Origin of the sequence: Nocardioides marmotae, from assembly GCF_013177455.1 — a bacterium.
Lineage (GTDB): Bacteria > Actinomycetota > Actinomycetes > Propionibacteriales > Nocardioidaceae > Nocardioides > Nocardioides marmotae.
Genome location: NZ_CP053660.1, coordinates 3,832,445 through 3,851,733 on the forward strand (window position 1 = coordinate 3,832,445; position 19,289 = coordinate 3,851,733).

Sequence of the window (19,289 nt, forward strand, 5' to 3'; positions counted from 1 at the left end):
GTGTCCGTGGCGCCGCCGGTCACTTCTTCGACACGTCGATCGAGCTGGCGGGCGCGGCCTCGTCCACGGGGGTGGTGAAGCTGCCGTCCATGATCGCGGCCTTGACCTTCTCGACCTTCGCGACGAGCTCGTCCGGCACGCCGCCGACCACGTCGGTGTTGATCTCGGCCAGCTCGGAGCCGCCGACCTTCATGAAGGAGAACTCGCCCAGGTCGACGGCCTGCGGCTCGCCGGTGGCCTGCTCGATGACCGCGTCCACGGTGGGCCGCATGTGCCAGATCAGGGAGGTGATCACGTGCCCGGGCGCCTCGTCGTGCTGGTCGACCATCATGCCGACCACCGGGATGTCGGCCTCCTCGGCGGCGGCGATGACGCCGTCGCGCTCGGCGAAGAGGACGTCGGCACCGGCCGAGATGTGGGCCTGGGCGGCCTGCTTGGCCGCGGCGGGGTCGAAGAAGCTGTTGATGAAGGAGACCTTCACCGTCGCCTTCGGGCTCGTCTCCTTCACGCCGAGCACGAAGGCGTTGACGATGCGGTTGACCTCGGGGATCGGCATGGCGCCGACGATGCCGATGGTGTCGCTCTTGGTCATCCCGCCGGCGAGCATGCCCGAGAGGTACGCCGGGTCCTGGAGCCAGTTGTCGAAGACGCTCATGTTGGGCTCGACCGGCTTCTCGCCGGAGCCGAAGGCGAAGGGGATGTCGGGGAACTCCGCGGCGACCTTGCGGACCGCCTCCTCGGCGGCGAACGCGTCGCCGATGATCGCGTCGGGCTCCTCGTTGGCGGCGATGTCGCGCAGGCCGCGCTCCATCGCGTCGGAGGTGCTGAGGTCGTCGACGTGCTTGTAGCGGATCTCGCCGTCGTCGGCCGCCTCCTGCAGCGCGGCGTGGATCGCGCCGTCCCAGGGCTCCTCGAGCGGGGTGGCGTACACGCCGTAGATCAGCGGCAGGTCCTCGGAGCCGGAGCCCCCGGAGCCGCCGTCGGACTCCTCGCCGGTGGCGCCGCCGCAGGCGGAGAGGGCGAGCGCGCCGACGATCGCGACGGCGGCCCAGGTGCGGCGCAGCGGGGACCGACGGGGTCGGGATGCGGGAGTGACGTTCATGGGGACCACCTCGGATGACCTCGGACGGGGACTGCTCGGCGGGGCCGACGTCGCCAGTCAAGCGGTCCGGCGAGGGGGACGGCAAGGGACACGACGTCGCGTTTCCTAGGGTTTTACCTGACAACCTGTCGCGTGACGCCGGTTTCCGCCAGGATCGGAAACATGGCGTTCACGGTGCAGCACCTGCTCGAAATGCCGCTCCTGCGGCGGGCGCGGCCCGAGGTGCTGGTCGGCGGCGACCTGGGCGCCCGCGAGGTCCGCTGGGTGCACACCTCGGAGATCTACGGGATCTCCCCGCTGCTCAAGGGCGGCGAGGTCCTGCTGACGACCGGGCTCGGCCTGGTCGGCGCGAGCGCCCCCGCGATCGAGTCGTACGTCGCCTCGCTGGCCGGCCAGGGCGTCGCGGCCCTGCTGCTGGAGCTCGGGCGCACCTTCACCACCCCGCCCGAGGGGCTGGTGGCCGCGGCGCGCGCGCACGGGCTGCCGCTGGTCGTGCTGCACGGGGTGGTGCCGTTCATCGAGGTGACCGAGGCGGTCCACCCGCTGCTGATCACCGGCGAGCTCGACGTGCTGCGCCGGGTCGACGAGGTCACCGCCCGGCTCCACGAGGCGCTCGCCGGCGGCACCAGCGGCCCCGAGCTGGTCGCCCTGGTCGCGGAGTGCTGCGCCACCGCGGCCGGGGTCTACTCCCCCGACGGCACACTGCTGCTCGGGGAGGACGTCCGCGCGGGCGGGCCGCTGGGCAGCCCGATGGGCCCGCCCGGAGGCCCGCCGGGGGTGGCCGGCGGCCCGCCTGTGGAGGCCGCGGTCGGCCGCCACCCGTGGGCGGTGCTGGCGCTCGCCGACACCCGCGAGCCGGCGCTGCCTCGGCTGGCGACGCTGTGCGCGGGCGTGGTCGACCTGCGCCTGGGCCCCACCAGCGGGGCCGGGCGGCGCGCCGGCGCCGGGGCCGACCTGGTGCTCGCGCTGGCGGCCGGCCAGCACCTCCCCCGCGCCGACGTGCTGGTGCGCGCCCGGGCGGCCGGGCTGGCGCCGGCGCCGGGCTGCCTCGTGGTCGGCCTGGCCGTCGCGCTGCGGCTGCCCGGGGCGACCCGGCCGGGGCTGGCCGCGACGGCCGAGGCCGCGCAGGCGGTGTTCGGTGCCGCGCTGGTCGCCGAGGTCGACGGCGAGCTGCTCGTGGCGACCACCGTGCGGCCGCTCGCGCTGCGGGGCCGGCTCGCCGACTTCGCCGAGACCCTGGACGCCGAGCTCGACGCGACCGTCGGGGGCGGCGTCGTACGCGTCGCGGCCGGGCCGCTCGTCGAGGACCCCGCCGGCCTGGCCCGCTCGCTGCCCGCCGCCCGCGACGCGCTGCACCTGGCCGCGCGGCTGACCCCGGCCTCGCGCACGGTGCTGGCCAGCGACGTCGGCGTCTACCGCCTGCTCGCGGGCATCGTGGACGACGCCGAGCTGGAGCGGTTCGTGGAGGACCAGCTCGGCGCGCTGCTCGACCACGACGCGCGGCACGGCGCGGACCTGGTGCCGACGCTGGACGCCTACCTGGAGGCCGGGCTGTCGAAGACGGTCGCCGCCCAGGCGCTCGGCGTGCGCCGCCAGACGCTGTATGCGCGGCTGGAGCGGATCGCCCGGCTGCTCGGCGGCCTGGACCTGGAGAACCGCCACGTGCGCACCGCCCTCGACCTCGCGCTCGTCGGCTGGCGGATGCGGTCCTCCGCGGTCACCCGCCGCGGCCGGGGCTGAGCGGCCCTGCTCTCGAGCCCGCGGAGCGCGCCTCGTGATGCTGAGCGTGCGCCCAGGCGCTCGCGGGGCATCACGAGGCGGGGTCGGCCCCGCCCAACCACGCGTGGAAGCGCTTCCACTGCGGCTAGAGTCCCGGCATGACCGGCTCCGAGATCCAGTTCCCGCCGCAGTTCCTCTGGGGCGCGGCCACCGCGGCGTACCAGGTCGAGGGCGCCGCCGCCGAGGACGGCCGCGCCCCGAGCATCTGGGACACGTTCGCGCGGGTGCCGGGCGCGGTCATCGGCGGGCACACCGGCGACGTCGCCTGCGACCACTACCACCGGTACGCCGCGGACGTCGCGCTCATGAAGGAGCTTGACCTCGGCGCCTACCGGTTCTCGGTCTCCTGGCCCCGCGTCCGCCCCGACGCCGGGCCGGTCAACCCCGCGGGCCTGGCGTTCTACGACCGGCTGGTCGACGAGCTGCTCGCCAACGACGTGCTGCCCTGGCTGACGCTCTACCACTGGGACCTCCCCCAGGCCCTCGAGGACGCCGGCGGCTGGACCAACCGCGACACCGCCTACCGGTTCGTCGACCACGCGCTCGCCGTGCACGATGCGCTGGGTGACCGGGTGCCGGCGTGGACGACGCTGAACGAGCCGTGGTGCTCGGCGTTCCTCGGCCACACCGGCGGCCAGCACGCGCCGGGCCGCCAGGAGGGCGCGAACGGCCTGGTCGCCGCCCACCACCTGCTGCTCGGCCACGGCCTGGTCGTCGAGGAGCTGCGCAAGCGCGGGGTCGGCGTCGACCCCGACCGCCCCGGCTCCGGGCTCGGCATCACCCTCAACTTCACCGTCGCCGACCCCCACGACCCGAGCGAGCCCGCCGACGTCGACGCCGCGCGCCGCGTGGACGGGCTGTTCAACCGGGTCTTCCTCGACCCGCTCTTCCGCGGCGGCTACCCCGCCGACGTCGTCGCCGACACCGAGGCCATGCCGGTGCCGGGCCGCGGCAGCTGGACCGACGCGATCCAGGACGGCGACCTGGACATCATCGGCGTCCCCATCGACGTGCTCGGCGTCAACTACTACAACGGCAACGCCGTCGCCCGGGGCCCGCACCCCGACGAGCTGGCCAGCAACGAGAACGAGACCGGCCGCACCACGAGCACCCCCTACGTCGGCTGCGAGGACGTCGTCTTCGTCAGCCGCGGCCTGCCGCGCACGGCGATGGACTGGGAGGTCCAGCCCGAGGGGCTCACCCGGCTGCTGGTCCGACTGCACGAGGAGTACGGCACCCCGCCGCTCTACATCACCGAGAACGGCGCGGCCTACGACGACGTGGTCGCCGCGGACGGGACGGTCGACGACCCCGAGCGGGTCGCGTTCATCGACGCCCACCTGCGCGCGGTGCACGCGGCGATGGAGGCCGGCGTGGACGTGCGCGGCTTCTTCCAGTGGTCCCTGCTGGACAACTTCGAGTGGGCCTTCGGCTACACCAAGCGCTTCGGCATCGTGCACGTCGACTACGACACCCAGGTGCGGACACCGAAGTCCTCGGCCCGCTTCTACGCCGACGTCGCCGCGTCCGGGAGGCTCGGCGCCGCCGAGGCCCGCTAGGTTGCGGCCGTGGACGCCCCCGGTACGCCGACCCTCGACGAGGTCGCCCGGCTCGCCGGGGTGTCCCGGGCCACGGCGTCCCGCGCGATCAACGGCGGCAGCCGGGTCAGCGACCGGGCGCGGGCGGCCGTCGAGGCGGCGGTGCGCAGCCTCGGCTACACGCCGAACCCGGCCGCCCGCACGCTCGCCACGCGTCGTACCGACTCGGTGGCGGTGGTCGTCCCCGAGCCCGACGACCGGGTCTTCTCCGACCCGTTCTTCGGCCGCACGCTGACCGCGGTCAACCGGGTGCTCGCCGAGCGCGACCTGCAGCTCGTGCTGCTGCTCGCGCGGCCCGGCGAGGAGGAGGGCCGCACGCTGCGCTACCTGCGCAACGGGCACGTCGACGGCGCCCTCGTGGTCTCCCACCACCGCAGCGACCACCTGGCCGAGCACCTCGGCGAGCTCGGGCTGCCGTGCGCGTTCGTCGGCCGGCCGATCCTCGGCGCGGACCGGGTGGCCTGGGCCGACACCGACAACGTCGCCGGCGCGCGGCTGGCGACCCAGCTGCTCCTCGAGCGCGGCTGCCGGCGGATCGGGCACGTCGCCGGGCCCTCGGACATGGCTGCCGGGCAGGACCGGCTGGCGGGGTTCCTCGACGCGCTGCCCGACCGGCTCCCCGAGGCTCTACCCGAGGGCGGCGCGCCGGTCGAGCACGGCGACTTCACCGAGGCCAGCGGGGAGGCCGCCTGCGCGCGACTGCTCGCGGCCCACCCCGACCTCGACGGGCTCTTCGTCGCCTCGGACCTGATGGCCCGCGGGGCGCTGCGCGCGCTCGCCGCGGCGGGCCGGTCGGTGCCCGGCGACGTGGCGGTGGTGGGGTACGACGACCTCGGCGCCGACCACTGCACGCCCCCGCTCACCACCGTGGTCAACCCCGCCGGCGAGCTGGCCGAGCGGGCGACCCGCCTGATGCTGGCCCGGCTCGACGGCTCCGCCAGCGGCGGGGACTCGGTGCTGCTCCCGCCGCGGCTGGTGCGGCGGGCCTCCGCCTGACCCTCCGCCGGCCGGGGCCGGCCCGGGGGGCTTCCGGGCGGGATAGTCCGCCACACCTGCGCCCTTGAGCCCGCTGGAAAGGGCGCGTGCGTGGCGGACTATCCACTCGAGGGCGCGTGCGTGGCGGACTATCCCGCCAAGCCTCCCGTCGGGACCGTCGCGATCCTCGCGCTGCCGGGGTCGGCCAAGCGGTCCGGCGCGTCCGGAGGCACTCGACCCCGTTGCTCGCTACGTTCCGCACGTGCTCCTCGACGTCCAGCTCGATGCCCGCCCCGACGGCGCGGCCGACCGCGCCCGCGAGCTGGTCGGCGCGGGCGTCGCCGGGCTGTTCACCTTCGAGGGCCCGCACGACGTCTTCCTCCCGCTGGCCGCGGCGGCCGGCGCGGTGCGGACCGACCTGATGACCAACGTGGCGATCGCGATGCCGCGCAGCCCGATGCACCTCGCGCACACCGCCTGGGACCTCCAGCTGATGTCCGGCGGCCGGTTCCGGCTCGGGCTGGGCTCGCAGATCAAGCCGCACGTCGAGAACCGGTACGGCGCCACCTGGTCGCCCCCGGCGGCCCGGATGCGGGAGATCGTGCTCGCAGTCAAGGCGATCCTCGCCTCCTGGCAGGACGGCACCCGGCTGGACTTCCGCGGCGAGCACACCCGCCACACGCTGATGCCGCCCACCTTCGTGCCCGGCCCGAACCCGTTCAGCCCGCCGCCGGTGCTCCTCGGCGCGCTCGGCCCGCTGATGACCCGCACCGCCGGCGAGGTGGCCGACGGGCTGCTGGTGATGCCGTTCCACAGCCACCGGCACTTCCGCGAGCGCACGCTTCCCGCCCTCGGGACCCCCGCCTCGCCGACCTTCCGCGTGCTGCCCCAGGCGATCGTCGCCATGGGCCGCACCCCGGAGGAGCAGCACGCCGCCGCCCTCGGCGTGCGCGGCCTGCTCGCCTTCTACGGCTCCACGCCGGCGTACCGCCCCGTGCTCGAGGTGGAGGGCTGGGCCGACGTCCAGCCCGAGCTCAACCGGCTCTCCAAGACCGGCGACGTCGGCGCGATGATGGAGCTGGTCACCGACGACATGCTGCACACCCTCGCGGTGGTCGGCACCCCCGAGGAGTGCGCCGCGGAGATCCTGCGCCGCTTCGGCGACGTCGCGGACCGGGTGTGCGCCTACTTCCCGGGGTACGCCGCCCCGCTCGACCAGGTCGGCGCGCTCGCCCGCGCCCTGGCCTGACCACCTCCGGCCGGGGGTCGACGGGATAGTCACGGACGTTTCTGTCCGTCGCGGGGGTAGTCACGGACAGGAACGTCCGTGACTACCCCCCGCAGGGACGTGGCCTCAGTAGCCCGCGAACCCCTGCCGCGAGCGACGGTCGACCCAGACCGCCGCGAGCGCGCCGCCGACCGCACCGAAGAGGTGGCCCTGCCAGGAGACGCCCGGCTGCCCGGGCAGGACGCCGAGGAGCAGGCCGCCGTAGGCGAGGAACAGCACGATGCCGAGGATGATCTCGCCGGCGCTGCGGGTGAAGACGCCGCGCAGCATGAGGTAGACCAGCCAGCCGAAGACGAGCACGCTGGCGCCGAGGTGGATGGAGTACGTCGGCGCGGTCAGCCACACGCCGAGGCCGCCGACCACCCAGATGATCGCGGTGGCCGCGAGGCCGCGGGCGGTGCCGCCGACGAGCACGAGGAAGCCGAGGACCAGCACCGGCAGCGTGTTGCCCGCCAGGTGGTCCCACCCCCCGTGCAGCACCGGCGCGAGCGCGACGCCGACCAGCCCGTCGTCGTCGCGCGGGCGGACGCCGTACGTGTCCAGGTCCTGGGGCGAGATCGCGTCCCAGGCCTCGATGAGCCACAGCAGCGCCACGAACCCGACGCTGATCAGCGCCGCGCGGACCCAGGTGCCGCCGAGGTCGCCGCCGGTCCGGCGGGCGCTCATCCGAGCAGCTCCGCGACGGCCTCGACCTGCGCGACGTCGGACCCGGTGGGGATGAGGTGGACCTCGTCGGCGCCGATGTCCTCGAAGCGGCGCAGCGTCTCCCGCAGCTGCGCGGGCGTGCCCGCGAAGCCGGTGGTCGGCGCCATCGCGTCGACCAGGTGGGTCGGCAGCCAGCTCATGTAGTGGTGCAGGTGGCGGTGGACCTGCTCGCGCGCCGACCCGTCGCCGTCGTCGAGGGCGAACCAGAACGACGTGGTCAGCCGCGGCCGCCGGTCCCGGCCCTCGTCGGCCCAGGCCTGCTCGGCCACGTCGAAGAGGCGGCGTACGCCGTCGGGGTCGACGTCGAGGGTGACCCCCGCGAGGCCGTCGGCCCAGCCGGCCGCGTGCCGCACGGTCAGCGGGCCGGTGGTGCCGACGAGGAGGTCCGGGCCGCCGGGCCGGGTCGGCGGCGGGCCGACGGTCCGGGTCGCGCCGGCGACGGTCTCGCCGCGCCACACCGCGCGCAGCACGGCCGCCCGCTCGGCCAGCTCCCCCATCGTCTGGCCCGCGAGGTCGGCGCCGACGACGGCGTAGTCCTCCTCGCGGCCGCCGATGCCGAGCCCGACGGTGAGCCGGCCGCCGCAGAGCCGGTCGGCGGTGGCCAGCGACTTCGCGAGGAGCACCGGGTCGTGCAGCTGCGGGACGACCACCGTCGTGGCGACCTCCACCCGGCGGGTCCACGCCGCGACCGCGCCGAGCAGGGTCAGCGTCTCGGGGTTGTCGAAGGCGATCCGCTCCCCGAAGCTCAGCGTGCCGAACGGGCCGTCGTCGACCGCCCGCGCCCAGGCCTCCAGAATCGCGGCCCCCTCGTCCCAGAGGTCCGGCTCCATCACGGGCAACGTCATCCCCACTCGCACGTCTGCAACTGTGGCAGACACGGGGCGAGCGACCGGGCTCCGCAGCCCGCCGGCGGACCTCCCGGCCGACCCGCCGCCGGCTGCCCCGCTACTCGGCCGCGGGCGCGGCGGACCGCCGCAGCTCGGGGATGAGCGCGAGCAGCCCGAGCAGCGGCAGGACGGCCAGCACGCCGAGCGCGCCGGGGGTGCCGATGGCGTCGCCGATCCCGCCGACGACGGCCGAGCCGACCGAGCCGCCGACGAGGAAGAACAAGGTGGCGACCCCGAGCGCAACCCCGCGGACGTCGAGCGCGACCGCGTCGCCGACCGAGGCGATCATCGCGGGCTGGCCGAGCCCGTAGCCGATGGTCACCAGGACGACCGCGGAGCCGAGCACGACCGGGGAGGGGGCCGCGGTGCCGACGGCGGCCAGGACCAGCGCGGCCGAGGCGACCAGTCCCGCGAGGGTCAGCGAGGCCGGGCCACCGATCCGGGTGAGCAGCGGGCCGGCGACCCGGGGCACGAGGAGCGCGATGACCGCGCTCGGCACGAGCAGCAGGCCGACCTGCCAGGCGGCCCAGCCGTGGCCGATCAGGACGGCCGGCACCGCGATGAGCAGCCCGAACCACGCCGCCGGCACGGCGGACGCTGCCACCGCGCTGCGCACGACGGTGGCGTTGCGGACCACGGCGAGCGGCAGGAAGCCGTGTGGCCGGCGACGTACCCGCACTGCGACGAGCGGCGCGCCCAGCACCATCAGCAGCACGCCGACCAGGGCGACGACCAGGCCGGTCGAGGGCGACTGCACGAGCAGCACCAGGCCGGCGGCGGTGGCCGCGACGAGGACGGCGCCGAGCACGTCGAGGCTCGCCCCGCTGCCCTCGCCGGTCAGGGCGCGCCACAGGAACGGCACCACGAGCACGCCGAGGATCGGCAGCGCCATCACCGCGCGCCACCCGAAGGCGTGCTCGACCAGGCCGCCGGCGAGGGGGCCGAGGCACGAGACGCACGCGGCCATGCCGGCGAGGCGGCCGAGCGCGAGGCCCTTGATCGCGCCGTCGTACCGCGCGCTCACCGCCGCGACCCCCAGCGTCGGCACCGCCGCCGCGCCGGCGCCCTGGAAGAGCCGGCCGCCGAGGTGGATGCCGTACGTCGGCGCGAACGCCGCCACCAGCGCGCCCGTGGTCATCAATCCGATGCCGACGGCCAGCGGCAGCCGCACCCCGACGAGGTCGGAGATCCGCCCGTAGACCGCGGTGGTCACCGCGAGCATCAGCGCGTAGAGGCTGATCGACCACGTCGCCAGCCCCACGCTCACGCCGAAGTCGTCGCCCATCAGCGGCAGCGCGACCGCCGCGGAGGAGGACCCCATGCCGGCCAGGCCGAAGAGGAGGCCGAGCAGCAGCGACACGCGGCGTGAGTCGTCTGGGGTCATGGCGCAACTCAACACCGAGCGGTCGCTCGGTGTTCCCGCGGCCCGGGCGGGTACCGGCGCGCATGCCCAGCACCGCCGTCGATCCCGTGCCCGTGCCCGCCGAGCCGGGGCCGGCCGAGCCGCGTGGCACCGGCGGGCTGGCGTGGCGGTTCCTCGTCGTCGGCGGGCTGGCGTTCATCGTCGACGTGACCTGCTACAACCTGGCCCGCCAGGTGCTGGAGACCGGGCCGCTGACCTCGAAGACGCTGGCGTTCGTCGTCTCGGCGACCTTCGCCTTCGCGGGCAACCGGCAGTGGACCTTCGAGGGCCGCCACCAGCGGCGGCTCGCGACGGCGTACCTGCTGTTCTTCGCGGTCAACCTCGCCGGCCTCGCGGTCAACCTGGTGCCGCTCGCGATCACCTCCTACGCCCTCGGATGGACCTCCGCGGTCGCCGAGAACGTCTCGGCGAACCTCGTCGGCGTAGCGCTTGCGACGCTGTTTCGCTACTGGGCCTATGGCCGGTGGGTGTTCCCCCCAAAGGTCACTGTGCCGCCTCGCGAGGACGCCCGTACGGTTGCGTCATGAGGTCCCGTCTGGCGGTCGCGGTCGCCCTCACCCTCGGGTGTGGGGGCGCTGTCGTGTACGCCGACGGAGCGCCGCCCAGGACCACCGCCGTCGAGCCGGTGGTCGTGCCGCCGACCTCCCTGCGTGAGCTCCCGAGCTTCCCCGTCCCGGACCTCGCCGCGCCGGAGATGGGGCTCTTCCCGCCGCCGGTCGTCGCGAAGGTGCCGCGGCTGACGGCCGCGCCGCCGCCGCTGATGTTCCCGTCGTCGTACACCCCGCCCTACATCCCGCCGATGACGTCCTACGTCCCGCCGCCGGACTTCGCCTCGGGGCCTTCCGGCGCCCCGTCGGGGTCCTCCGGCGAGCAGTACGGCGCCGACTTCGACTCGGTCAAGCCCTCCCCCGCCCCCACCCCCGGCGCCGACTTCGAGCCGACCACCCCGAGCCCGACGCCGACGCCGACCCCCACTCCCACGCCGACCCCCACGCCGACGCCGACGCCGACCCCCACGCCGAGCCCGACGCCGACGCCCACCCCGACGCCGACGCCCACCCCGACGCCGACCCCGACGCCGACCCCCTCCCCGACGCCGCAGCCGAGCCCCCAGCCCGAGCCCACGCCGGTGGCCGATCCGTGCGCAGACGCGCTGGCGCTGGGCTGGACCTGCCTGGTCGACACCGACGCCGCCCCGACCGACCCCGCGGACGAGGAAACCCTGCTCGCGCTCGTGCCGGACGTCGCCGACGGCGTGGCGTACGAGCTGGTGCTCGACCTGGGCGCGGCCGACGAACCGGTCGTCGTGGTCGGCACCGCCGCCCTGACCCGCGAGGTGCTCGTGGGCTACCTGGCGACCCTCCGGGAGACCTACCCAGGCGCCGTCCTGCTCTCGGTCACCGACCCCGCGGCCCCGCCGGCCGGCTGACCCACCAGCGTCGGCGCGACGGCGGCAGCGAGACGCGGCGGCCTCGGGAACCCCCATGCGCGGGGAGCCGCCGCTGTCCCCGAGACCGCCGCGCCGTCGTTCCTAGGGTGACCACTAGGTCACAAAGTAAAACCTTCGGTCCCGGCGATAGAGCCGCTGCGAGGGATGCGGCACATGAAGCGAGCCGCCACCCTCGCAGCGATCCTGCTGCTCACCGCGAGCGCGCCGGCCGGAGCGACGCTGCCTCCGGAGATGCGGGTCGACGTCCGCGGGACGGCAGGCGAGCCCCTCCTGGTGCGGATGAAGTTCTTTCCCGCGTCCGACGCCGACGCCTCGCCCGCGACGTTCCGGGTCGTCGTCCGGACCGGCGGCCGCGTCGTGTGGGACAAGACCAAGACACCGAACAAGCACCGCGCCGCGCGGTTCCAGCGCGATCTCCCGGCCGGCACCTATCGCCTGGTCGCACGTTTCGTGCCCAACCCCGGGAGCCCAACGCCGCTGCACAAGCAGGTCCGACTCGTCACGGTGGAGTGACCCGGTCACTCGCCCACCAGCGCCACTCAGCGCTCGACGAACCACCGCGCGAGCAGCGTGCCGCGCTCCTCGAGCAGAGCCTCGAGCGACAGCCGTACGTCGGCGGTGGGCCACCCCGGTGAACCATGGCCACCTCGCCGGCGTCCAGCCCCAGCACGGCCGTTGCGCACACTCCCGGCCAGGCGGATGGCCTCCGCGTTCGCCCAGGGCCCACCTACGCCTGCTGGTGCACCTCGCATTCGGGGACGGCTAAACACTAGTCGCTCAATCAGGTCATTCCCGCAAGAAGGCGGCGAGTTTCAGCGCACGCGGAACGAGGCCGCAGCCCAAGATGCGGGCGGCGACCTCGTTGCCGCGCGGGGCGTTACGCCGGCATGAACTCCTCGCGCCAAGCGGCGCACATCATGTCGAGCGCAGACCAGTGGTCGGCAGGGGAGAGGTGGTTCGCGGGCCCGTTCGGCGTGGGGTTGGCGTCCACGACGTAGATCCGGCCGTCGCTGCGATCCCGCAGCACGTCGAGCTCTCCGTAGTCGATGCCCATCGCGGCGCAGAAGGTGAGGATCTGCGCGCGCTCCTCCTCGTCGAACGCCTCCGCCGAGGACAGCAGCTCGGTCCGGGTGTTGACGTTGCTGAACCGGTCAGACACGGGCCGGTACTTCCGGTAGACGAGGACGATCTGGTCGCCCATCACGACGGGCCGTAGGTCGACCACTTCTGTCCCATCGTCGGTCATGTTGTCGACGACCCGCTGGTACACGCGCCCCGGCCGGACGGCGTCGTCACCAAGAGGTGCGAGGAGCTCCCGGCCGTCATGCGTGGCGTTGGCGTCGGACTTCTCGACACACATACCCGCATGGGTCAAGGGGTCGATCGCCAGGCCGTATCCGAACGCCTTGAGACTGGCGGTCTCGACCGCCCTCTTTGAGATGTCGTCACAATCCTGATTCAGCACGCGGCAGGACAGGCGAGAGAGGCTGGCCGGCGCCGGCCTCTCGGTGCTTCCGGAGAAGTGAACGGCAAGTGCCGGCTCGCGACCCGGACTCCCCGTGGTGCTCGTGATCTTGTAGCCATTGAGCGTGCAGATCTTCCATGCTGCGTTCAGCGGGTGCGGTCGCTCGGGGACAAATGCAACTTCGATCCTCGGGCTCCCATCCCTTTGGGTGAGCGCGCGGCGCCGATAGGGCAGGGAGTAGAGCGCGCGGCTCGCGGCGACCAGGCCGGGGAATTTGCGCAGGCGGTCTCTTTGCATCGCCAGACATTAACTCGTCTCGCCTACATTGCGAACCAGTTCGTCCCGTCGTACAGATACATCCTGGTCTGGCCTGGAGTGAGGGTGGTCGGCGTTCCGGTGCCGAGGATCGATCCCGATGACGCGGCGACTGTGATCGTCCCCGAACTGGTGTTGGTCGCGATGACGACCTGCTCGGCGTTGGCTCCACTCGACAGGGTGAGAGTCCAGGTCCCAGAGCACTTGACCCAGAGGTCCGTCGTATTGCTGGTCGCGTAGGCGCTCGTGCGCCCGACAGAGTGCACCTGTAGCCGGTTGTTCAGGCGGACAGCGCCGCCGGCCGTGAAGGCGCTCGTGCCTCCGGTGGAGATCGGCCCGTTGAAGAAGACCTGACCCCGGAAGTCCTTGGAGCCGTAGGTGTTGAAGGGGAAGGCTGCGGCAGCGAACGTTCCAAGGTTGGCGTTGAAGTCAAACAGGCAGCCGGGAGCCTGGGCGCCGATGTAGGCCAGGTAGGGCGCATTCGGGTTCGATCCGTAGAGGTGGGGCTCGAACCGGATCGGCCCGATGTTCTGCTGGTCGTAGATGATGAACGGCGGCGTGGCCGGAGTGCCGTTCGTCCACGTCCAGTAGGACCCGGCGTCGAACGTCATGTTGCCGCCACAGGCAATCCGGACGTGCCCCTTCGAGACGTACTCGATGGGCGATCCGACGAGGTTGAGACTTGCGTAGCCCTGCCCGGTGGTGGAGACATCCTGGAAGATTCCGAACTGGCTGAAACCGTGATGCGAGCCGACCGCGAGCACCTTGGTCACCGAGGCTCCGACGGCGAGCCGCTGCGAGGAGCGGACGTTTCCGGAGAGGAGCGTGTTGATGAACATGAAGTCGTTCTCGTTCGTCGGCAGGTAGCAAACGGAGTCATAGTTCCCGCCGAGCTCGCAGTCGATCGCGGAGAAGTGGTCGGCGACGCCGAACACGAGGCCCTCGCTGAACTGCTCGACCTTGACCTTCGTCATCTTGCATTCATGTGCGTGCTCGCCGGCGGCGCCGTCGAAGATGACGCCATCGGCCCCGAACCACACCGTCGAGCCGGCGAGCGGGGCGGTGTAGGCACCCAGCGTGGTCGCGGCGCCTGGGTTGGCCGTGCTGGCGATCGTCACAGTCCGGAAGTCCGGCACGGCGGCGACGTCCCAGGTTCCGTTCCAGGCGGACGGACTGAAGCCGGTCAGGGTGATGGATGAGCCCGGGGCCAGGTCGTGCGGTCCCTTAAAGGTGATCGTGAGTGCACTGCTTGTCGAGGTGGCGCCGGTGATTGCCGTGCCTGCGCACGCCTTGGAGATCGTGACTCGGTTGGCGCCCGTGTCGACGGAGGACACGGTGGTGCCCGCCGGGACGTAGGGTCCCTCGACGCGCGCACCCACAAAGGCGGGCGTGGCGGTAATGCTGGACAACTGCATGACGGTGCCGTTCACGGTCACTGTCGCTGCCGATTCGCGGGTGGGCTTCCCCACGAGCGCAAGGCCCTCGAAGGTCACGCGAGACTTCGTGACCTTGAACAGCGACGGGGCTGCCAGGTGGGCGGCGGTGGTCGTGAAGCGGAGCACGCTCCCAGTTAGCGGGCCGTTGATGGTCCCGCGACCCCACGACGGGCCAACGAACGAGACGGACTTGTCTACGACGACCTGGCGGCCGAAGCCATACCAGGAGGTGCCTACCGCCGGGAACCAGAAGGCGCTGCCCTCCGGCTTGCCGGCGATGAGCGCTTCGAGTGCGTCGGCGTTGTCGAAGGTCGCACCCTCGGCGCGGAGGCCGTAGTCGGTGACGTCGAAGACGAGGTTCTCGAACTTGGCTCGCGAGCCCACCTCAATCGAGGCGGAAAGCGCGGACGCGTGACGTCAGGGCTCGACGAACCACCGCGCGAGCAACGTGCCGCGCTCCTCGAGCAGCAGCTCGAGCGACATCGGTACGTCGACGGGCGGGCCGGCCGTGATCCGCGGCCCGTCGCCGGCGATGACCCGCGGGACGACCGTCGTACACAGCTCGTCGACCAGGCCGGCGGCCAGCAGGTCGGCCAGCAGGTGGGGGCCGCCCTCGGACAGCAGGCTCTCCCAGCCGCGACCGACGAGCGTCTCTCGCAGGGCGACCAGGTCGACGGACTCCTCGCCCAGGACGAGCACGTGCTCGTCACCGAGGAGCGCCCGCGCCTCCTCGAGGTGCTCGGCGGTGGCACACGTCGCCACGAGCACCCGGCCGGGCTCGTGCCCACGCAGCCCCGACGGCACCTCTGCCCGCCGGCTGACCAGCACCAGCGGGGCGTCGGCCGGCCCGTACTCCTCGGCCCGCGCCGTGCCCGCGCCCACCACGACCGCGTCGGCCTGCGCGCGCAGGACGGCGAAGACCCGCTGGTCAGCGGCGTTGTTGATCGACCCGCTCCGCCCGTCCGGCCCGGTAGCCGCGCCGTCGACCGTTCCGACCATGTTCGCCCGCAGCCACGGCCGCCGCGGCACGGCGTACAGGTCGGCGAGGTCGCCGTTGCGCGGCCCCAGCAGGACCCTCACGAGCCCCACCGCATCACCCAGTAGGCCACGCCGTACGGGTCGTCGTCGTAGTCCACCGTCGCCGGCCCCGCGACCAGGTCGGCCGCGCGACGGATGCCGTCGACGGAGGCCCACAGCTCCTCGGCGAGGGTCCAGTCGACACCGGACAGGTCGCCGGCGACCAGCGCCGCCCGCAGCGCGTCGTCGAAGGCGAAGGCCCGCTCGTCGAGGTGCCCGGGCGCCTTCTCCGAGCGCTTGGCCGAGCCGTTGCCGACGACGAGGTACGCCGCCGCACCGCCGCGAGCCACCCCGGCCTCGGCCAGCAGCGCGTCGGCCACCCGCTCGCCCTGGGCGTCGGCGACCACCTGCACGCCGTCCCCGAGCCACCGCACCGCCTCGACCGCGGCCGCCCGCAGCTCGGCGACGGGGTCGACCTGGGAGGCGTGCTCCGGCAGCAGCGCCAGCACCCCGGGCACCAGCACGACCCGCGTCACTGGAGCCCCCGGATCGCTCGCGCCGGCAGCCGCCGCCCGGCGATGGTGTTGACCATGTCGACGACCTGGCGGGTCTCGACGACCTCGTGCACCCGGAAGATCCGCGCCCCGGCCAGCGCGCACACCGCGGTCGCCGCGAGCGTGCCGACGAGCCGCTCCCCGACGGGCAGGTCGAGCGACTCCCCGACGAAGTCCTTGTTCGACAGCGACACCAGCACCGGCCACCCGGTTGCGACCATCTCGTCGAGCCGCCGGGTGATCTCCAGGGAGTGGAAGGTGTTCTTGCCGAAGTCGTGGGCCGGGTCGATGACCAGCGACTCCCGCGCGACGCCCGCGGCGAGCGCCCGCTCGGCGTAGGCCACCGTGTCGTCGACCGCGGCGCGCACGACGTCGTCGTACTCCACCCGGTAGGGCCGCGTCCGCGGCACCGCGCCGCCGGTGTGGGTGCAGATCAGCGCGACGTCGTGCTTGGCGGCGACGTCGACCAGGCGCGGGTCCGCGCCGCCCCACGCGTCGTTGAGGACGTCCGCGCCGGCCTCGCAGACCGCGTCGCCGACCGAGGCGCGCCAGGTGTCGACGGAGATGACGAGCGAGGGGTACGCCGCCCGCACCCGCGCGACGAAGTCGACGACCCGCCGCTTCTCCTCGACCTCGTCGATCTCCGCGCCGGGGGCGGCCTTGATGCCGCCGATGTCGACCATCTCGGCGCCCTCGTCGACGACCTGGGCGACCCGGTCGAAGGCCGCGTCCTCGGCCCAGGTGGCGCCCTTGTCGTAGAACGAGTCGGGGGTGCGGTTGACGATCGCCATCATGATCGTCGCGTCGTCGGCGAACGCGTGCCGACCGAGTCGAAGGGTCACGCCACGGACCTCGCGGGCGGGCGCTCGGCCACGAGCACGACCCGGTCGGCGGGGGCGATGCCGGCCGGGCCGGGCCGGTACTGACGCAGCGCCACCGAGCCCCCGGGAGCGCCGCTAGCGCCGGCCCCGTCGCGCCGCGACGCCATCGCGGCCAGGATCTGGGTGGCCATCGCGCCGAGGTCGAGCAGCGCCTGGTGGGCGTGGTCGCGCCGGCCGAGGTCGACCTGGGCGATCGCGTCGAGCCCCAGCAGGCCGGCGGTGTCGACAAGAGCGGCCAGCTCCACGGCGTACCCCGTCGGCACCGGCAGCGCCTCGAAGAGCGAGCGGCGCACCGCCCACTCCCCCGCGAGCGGCTGCACCAGCCCGGCCAGCTCGGGGTGCTCCAGCGCGATGAGCGGGCGGGCGACGAGCTCGGTGACCCGGCCGCCGTCGTACGGTCCCTCGGCCCCCGGCCGCTCGTAGAAGCCCTTGACCAGCGCGACCTCCGGCCGGGTCAGCAGCGGGCCGAGCAGGCCGGGCACGAAGTGGGTGTCCCAGTCGAGCAGGTCGGCGTCCATGAAGACCAGCACGTCGCCGGTGGTGACGAACAGCGACTTCCACATCGCCTCGCCCTTGCCGGGGTGCGAGCCGAGGTCGGGGCGCACCTCCGCCGAGCGGTGGACCACGGCGCCCGCGTCACTGGCGACGGCGTACGTCGCGTCGGTGGAGTCGGAGTCGATCACCACGACCTCGTCGACGAGCGCGACGGTCTCGACCAGCGCCGCGCGCACCCGGGAGACGACGTCCCCCACGGTGCCCGCCTCGTTGCGCGCCGGCACGACCAGGCTGACCCGCTGGGAGCCCTTCGCCGCGACCAGGTCGGCCAACGTCCAGTCGTCCCAGTGGTGGGTGCTGCGGGCGAACCAGCCCTCCACCCCGCCCGCCACCACGTCCTCAACCGGGTGCTCCGTCGGCCCTGCCATGGCGCCCAACCTAGTAGCCCACTGGGTGGTTGAATCGTTCGCATGGCGTCCCCCCAGCCCGCGCCGCGCCGCACTCGCGGCCGGCCGCGCACGCCCGGGGCGGAGACGCGGATCCTCGAGGCGGCGCTCGAGGAGTACGGCGAGCGCGGCTGGGCCGGCTTCACCATGGACGCCGTCGCGCGGCGGGCCGGCGTCGGGAAGTCCACGGTCTACCTGCGCTGGCGCGACAAGGACGCCCTCCTCCTCGACGCCGTCGGGGCCCGCGCCGCCGGCATCGAGGACGTCGACACCGGATCGCTGCGCGGCGACCTCGAGCAGCTGGCGACCAACCTGTTCCGCCACTACCTCGACCCGGCCGGCTGGGCGACCGTGCGGATGGCGGTCGACGCCGCGGGCGCGCCGTCCTCGCTGGGCTCGTTCACCGAGAAGGTCGCCCGCCACCACACCGACGCCATCCTCCCCATCCTCCGGCGCGCGGTGGACCGCGGCGAGGTGCCCGCGGACCTCCCGGCGACGACGCTCGTGCTCTGCCTGTACGGCGCGGTCACCATGAACCGGCTGCTGCTGCCTGGCGAGGGCCGCCACCTCAGCGACGAGGAGCTGCGCGCGCAGGTCCAGGCCATCGTGGGCTTCGTCCTCGCGGGAGCAGGGGCCTCTGGGTCGGCCCCGGGGAAGAGAACTGCGCCCTGATCGGCGGCAGCCCTGGCCACCGCCCATCAGCTCCCTCGCCACTGGCCTGGCGAGAGGTCAGTTCAGTGGTAGCCGCTCACGTGCGGGCACGAGGTCCCGTGCTTGATCCGGCACTTCACCCGTCGCCGCCACTTCTTGAGCCCCCGCCGCATGGATCGATCCTGCACCGCCCACGACGACGGCGCAGCCGTATCACGAGCCGTCCAGACCACGCACGCGCCGACGTGAGGCCGCGCACCTTTTCGGCGCGTCATGTGAACTACTCGTTGGTAACGGCGGAACGATGCGATAAGGGCAAAGAACCTGTGCGAGGATGCCGAACGTCTTGCACACCGCGTCCCCCCGGGCGCCGCATGGGGAGAAGCCCTTTATGAAGAAGCTCATCATCGCACTGCTCGCGTCCGTGCTCATGGCCGCCGGTTTCGTCGGCGCGACCGGCACCGCTGCGAACGCGGAGCAGTGCGACCGCTACGGCGTCTGCATCAAGCCCAAGCCCGAGATTGTCAAGGACAAGAACGTCGACCAGGGCGAGCGCCCGAAGGTCAACATCGTCTGGGGCACCCAGGGCGACGCGGTCGTCAAGGGCAAGACCCGGATGATCATCAAGGCCGTCGGCGGCCCGGTCGTCTCGAACAAGGTCAAGAAGATCGACAAGAACGGCGCCGTCACCATCCAGGGCCCGAAGGGCCTGGCCCCCGGCAGGTACAAGGTGACCGTCAAGCTGATCCCGAACAAGAACACCCCGTGGAAGCGGGTCACCCGCACCTACTGGATCACCGTCAGCTGATCAGCAGCCCGACG

Annotated in this window: 19 protein-coding genes; 9 read left to right on the forward strand and 10 right to left on the reverse strand. The window is 73.5% G+C overall.

The genetic code is table 11. The features are described from left to right. Positions 1 to 19 precede the first annotated feature (19 nt). Positions 20 to 1,102, reverse strand: coding sequence for a BMP family protein (locus tag HPC71_RS18200; protein ID WP_154615314.1), 1,083 nt, complete (start codon positions 1,100 to 1,102; stop codon positions 20 to 22). 162 nt (positions 1,103 to 1,264) lie between these two features. Here HPC71_RS18200 and HPC71_RS18205 point away from each other — a divergent pair, with 162 nt between their 5' ends. The 4 genes from HPC71_RS18205 (at position 1,265) to HPC71_RS18220 (ending at position 6,703) form a co-directional block, all read left to right on the forward strand. Next, positions 1,265 to 2,842, forward strand: a complete 1,578-nt coding sequence (locus HPC71_RS18205; protein ID WP_154615312.1) for a PucR family transcriptional regulator — start codon at positions 1,265 to 1,267, stop codon at positions 2,840 to 2,842. Between the two features lie 137 nt (positions 2,843 to 2,979). Next, a complete protein-coding gene (locus tag HPC71_RS18210; protein WP_154615310.1) occupies positions 2,980 to 4,440 on the forward strand; it encodes a GH1 family beta-glucosidase in 1,461 nt (486 codons plus the stop codon). A gap of 9 nt (positions 4,441 to 4,449) precedes the next feature. Further along, positions 4,450 to 5,475 carry a LacI family DNA-binding transcriptional regulator gene (locus tag HPC71_RS18215; protein ID WP_171897020.1) on the forward strand — a complete coding sequence of 342 codons (1,026 nt, stop codon included), beginning with the start codon at positions 4,450 to 4,452 and terminating at the stop codon, positions 5,473 to 5,475. A gap of 241 nt (positions 5,476 to 5,716) precedes the next feature. Continuing rightward, positions 5,717 to 6,703, forward strand: coding sequence for a TIGR03617 family F420-dependent LLM class oxidoreductase (locus HPC71_RS18220; protein ID WP_171897021.1), 987 nt, complete (start codon positions 5,717 to 5,719; stop codon positions 6,701 to 6,703). A 105-nt stretch (positions 6,704 to 6,808) separates the two neighbouring features. Here HPC71_RS18220 and HPC71_RS18225 read toward each other — a convergent pair whose 3' ends face one another. The 3 genes from HPC71_RS18225 to HPC71_RS18235 all read right to left on the reverse strand — a co-directional run bounded on the left by HPC71_RS18225 (position 6,809) and on the right by HPC71_RS18235 (position 9,718). Beyond that, entirely contained in the window at positions 6,809 to 7,408 is a 600-nt protein-coding gene (locus HPC71_RS18225) for a rhomboid family intramembrane serine protease (protein ID WP_154615308.1), read from the reverse strand. Next, entirely contained in the window at positions 7,405 to 8,292 is an 888-nt protein-coding gene (locus tag HPC71_RS18230; protein ID WP_154615306.1) for an LLM class flavin-dependent oxidoreductase, read from the reverse strand. Before HPC71_RS18230 ends, HPC71_RS18225 begins: the two co-directional genes overlap by 4 nt. A gap of 100 nt (positions 8,293 to 8,392) precedes the next feature. Next, positions 8,393 to 9,718, reverse strand: coding sequence for an MFS transporter (locus HPC71_RS18235; RefSeq protein ID WP_154615304.1), 1,326 nt, complete (start codon positions 9,716 to 9,718; stop codon positions 8,393 to 8,395). 62 nt (positions 9,719 to 9,780) lie between these two features. On the opposite strand from HPC71_RS18235, the gene HPC71_RS18240 reads away from it, so the two are divergent. The 3 genes from HPC71_RS18240 (at position 9,781) to HPC71_RS18250 (ending at position 11,720) form a co-directional block, all read left to right on the forward strand. Next, entirely contained in the window at positions 9,781 to 10,284 is a 504-nt protein-coding gene (locus HPC71_RS18240) for a GtrA family protein (RefSeq protein WP_154615302.1), read from the forward strand. Then, complete coding sequence (locus tag HPC71_RS20970) at positions 10,281 to 11,186, forward strand: hypothetical protein (protein ID WP_216656670.1); 906 nt, start codon at positions 10,281 to 10,283, stop codon at positions 11,184 to 11,186. The genes HPC71_RS18240 and HPC71_RS20970 overlap by 4 nt, the downstream gene beginning before the upstream one ends. A gap of 174 nt (positions 11,187 to 11,360) precedes the next feature. Further along, positions 11,361 to 11,720, forward strand: a complete 360-nt coding sequence (locus tag HPC71_RS18250) for a hypothetical protein (RefSeq protein WP_154615300.1) — start codon at positions 11,361 to 11,363, stop codon at positions 11,718 to 11,720. Positions 11,721 to 12,084: 364 nt separating this feature from the next. Here the strand turns inward: HPC71_RS18250 and HPC71_RS18255 are convergent, their stop codons facing one another. From HPC71_RS18255 to HPC71_RS18280, 6 genes are read right to left on the reverse strand one after another with little or no spacing between them, the layout of a single operon-like run. Then, entirely contained in the window at positions 12,085 to 12,969 is an 885-nt protein-coding gene (locus HPC71_RS18255) for an ATP-grasp domain-containing protein (protein WP_154615298.1), read from the reverse strand. A 23-nt stretch (positions 12,970 to 12,992) separates the two neighbouring features. Then, on the reverse strand, positions 12,993 to 14,807 hold the full coding sequence (locus HPC71_RS18260) for a hypothetical protein (RefSeq protein WP_154615297.1): 1,815 nt from the start codon (positions 14,805 to 14,807) through the stop codon (positions 12,993 to 12,995). 33 nt (positions 14,808 to 14,840) lie between these two features. Next, the gene (locus HPC71_RS18265) at positions 14,841 to 15,503 is read right to left on the reverse strand and encodes a dihydrofolate reductase family protein (RefSeq protein ID WP_171897022.1); all 663 of its coding nucleotides are present in this window, start codon (positions 15,501 to 15,503) and stop codon (positions 14,841 to 14,843) included. Continuing rightward, entirely contained in the window at positions 15,500 to 15,976 is a 477-nt protein-coding gene (locus HPC71_RS18270; protein ID WP_171897023.1) for a class III extradiol ring-cleavage dioxygenase family protein, read from the reverse strand. Before HPC71_RS18270 ends, HPC71_RS18265 begins: the two co-directional genes overlap by 4 nt. Further along, positions 15,973 to 16,836, reverse strand: coding sequence for a dihydropteroate synthase (gene folP, locus HPC71_RS18275; RefSeq protein ID WP_216656457.1), 864 nt, complete (start codon positions 16,834 to 16,836; stop codon positions 15,973 to 15,975). The genes HPC71_RS18270 and folP overlap by 4 nt, the downstream gene beginning before the upstream one ends. Further along, on the reverse strand, positions 16,833 to 17,798 hold the full coding sequence (locus tag HPC71_RS18280; protein WP_154615296.1) for a glucosyl-3-phosphoglycerate synthase: 966 nt from the start codon (positions 17,796 to 17,798) through the stop codon (positions 16,833 to 16,835). Before HPC71_RS18280 ends, folP begins: the two co-directional genes overlap by 4 nt. A 42-nt stretch (positions 17,799 to 17,840) precedes the next feature. On the opposite strand from HPC71_RS18280, the gene HPC71_RS18285 reads away from it, so the two are divergent. Together HPC71_RS18285 and HPC71_RS18290 are read left to right on the forward strand one after the other, a co-directional pair. Continuing rightward, a complete protein-coding gene (locus HPC71_RS18285; protein WP_154615295.1) occupies positions 17,841 to 18,488 on the forward strand; it encodes a TetR/AcrR family transcriptional regulator in 648 nt (215 codons plus the stop codon). Between the two features lie 370 nt (positions 18,489 to 18,858). Further along, the gene (locus HPC71_RS18290; RefSeq protein WP_154615294.1) at positions 18,859 to 19,275 is read left to right on the forward strand and encodes a hypothetical protein; all 417 of its coding nucleotides are present in this window, start codon (positions 18,859 to 18,861) and stop codon (positions 19,273 to 19,275) included. The last annotated feature ends 14 nt before the right edge of the window (positions 19,276 to 19,289 follow it).

Coding starts and splice junctions, on each gene's coding strand:
- HPC71_RS18230 (WP_154615306.1), bottom strand. CDS start 8,292: ATGACGTTGCCCGTGATGGAGCCGGACCTCTGGGACGAGGGGGCCGCG.
- HPC71_RS18255 (WP_154615298.1), bottom strand. CDS start 12,969: ATGCAAAGAGACCGCCTGCGCAAATTCCCCGGCCTGGTCGCCGCGAGC.
- HPC71_RS20970 (WP_216656670.1), top strand. CDS start 10,281: ATGAGGTCCCGTCTGGCGGTCGCGGTCGCCCTCACCCTCGGGTGTGGG.
- HPC71_RS18290 (WP_154615294.1), top strand. CDS start 18,859: ATGAAGAAGCTCATCATCGCACTGCTCGCGTCCGTGCTCATGGCCGCC.
- HPC71_RS18250 (WP_154615300.1), top strand. CDS start 11,361: ATGAAGCGAGCCGCCACCCTCGCAGCGATCCTGCTGCTCACCGCGAGC.
- HPC71_RS18235 (WP_154615304.1), bottom strand. CDS start 9,718: ATGACCCCAGACGACTCACGCCGCGTGTCGCTGCTGCTCGGCCTCCTC.
- HPC71_RS18240 (WP_154615302.1), top strand. CDS start 9,781: ATGCCCAGCACCGCCGTCGATCCCGTGCCCGTGCCCGCCGAGCCGGGG.
- HPC71_RS18280 (WP_154615296.1), bottom strand. CDS start 17,798: ATGGCAGGGCCGACGGAGCACCCGGTTGAGGACGTGGTGGCGGGCGGG.
- HPC71_RS18285 (WP_154615295.1), top strand. CDS start 17,841: ATGGCGTCCCCCCAGCCCGCGCCGCGCCGCACTCGCGGCCGGCCGCGC.
- HPC71_RS18205 (WP_154615312.1), top strand. CDS start 1,265: ATGGCGTTCACGGTGCAGCACCTGCTCGAAATGCCGCTCCTGCGGCGG.
- HPC71_RS18200 (WP_154615314.1), bottom strand. CDS start 1,102: ATGAACGTCACTCCCGCATCCCGACCCCGTCGGTCCCCGCTGCGCCGC.
- HPC71_RS18225 (WP_154615308.1), bottom strand. CDS start 7,408: ATGAGCGCCCGCCGGACCGGCGGCGACCTCGGCGGCACCTGGGTCCGC.
- HPC71_RS18210 (WP_154615310.1), top strand. CDS start 2,980: ATGACCGGCTCCGAGATCCAGTTCCCGCCGCAGTTCCTCTGGGGCGCG.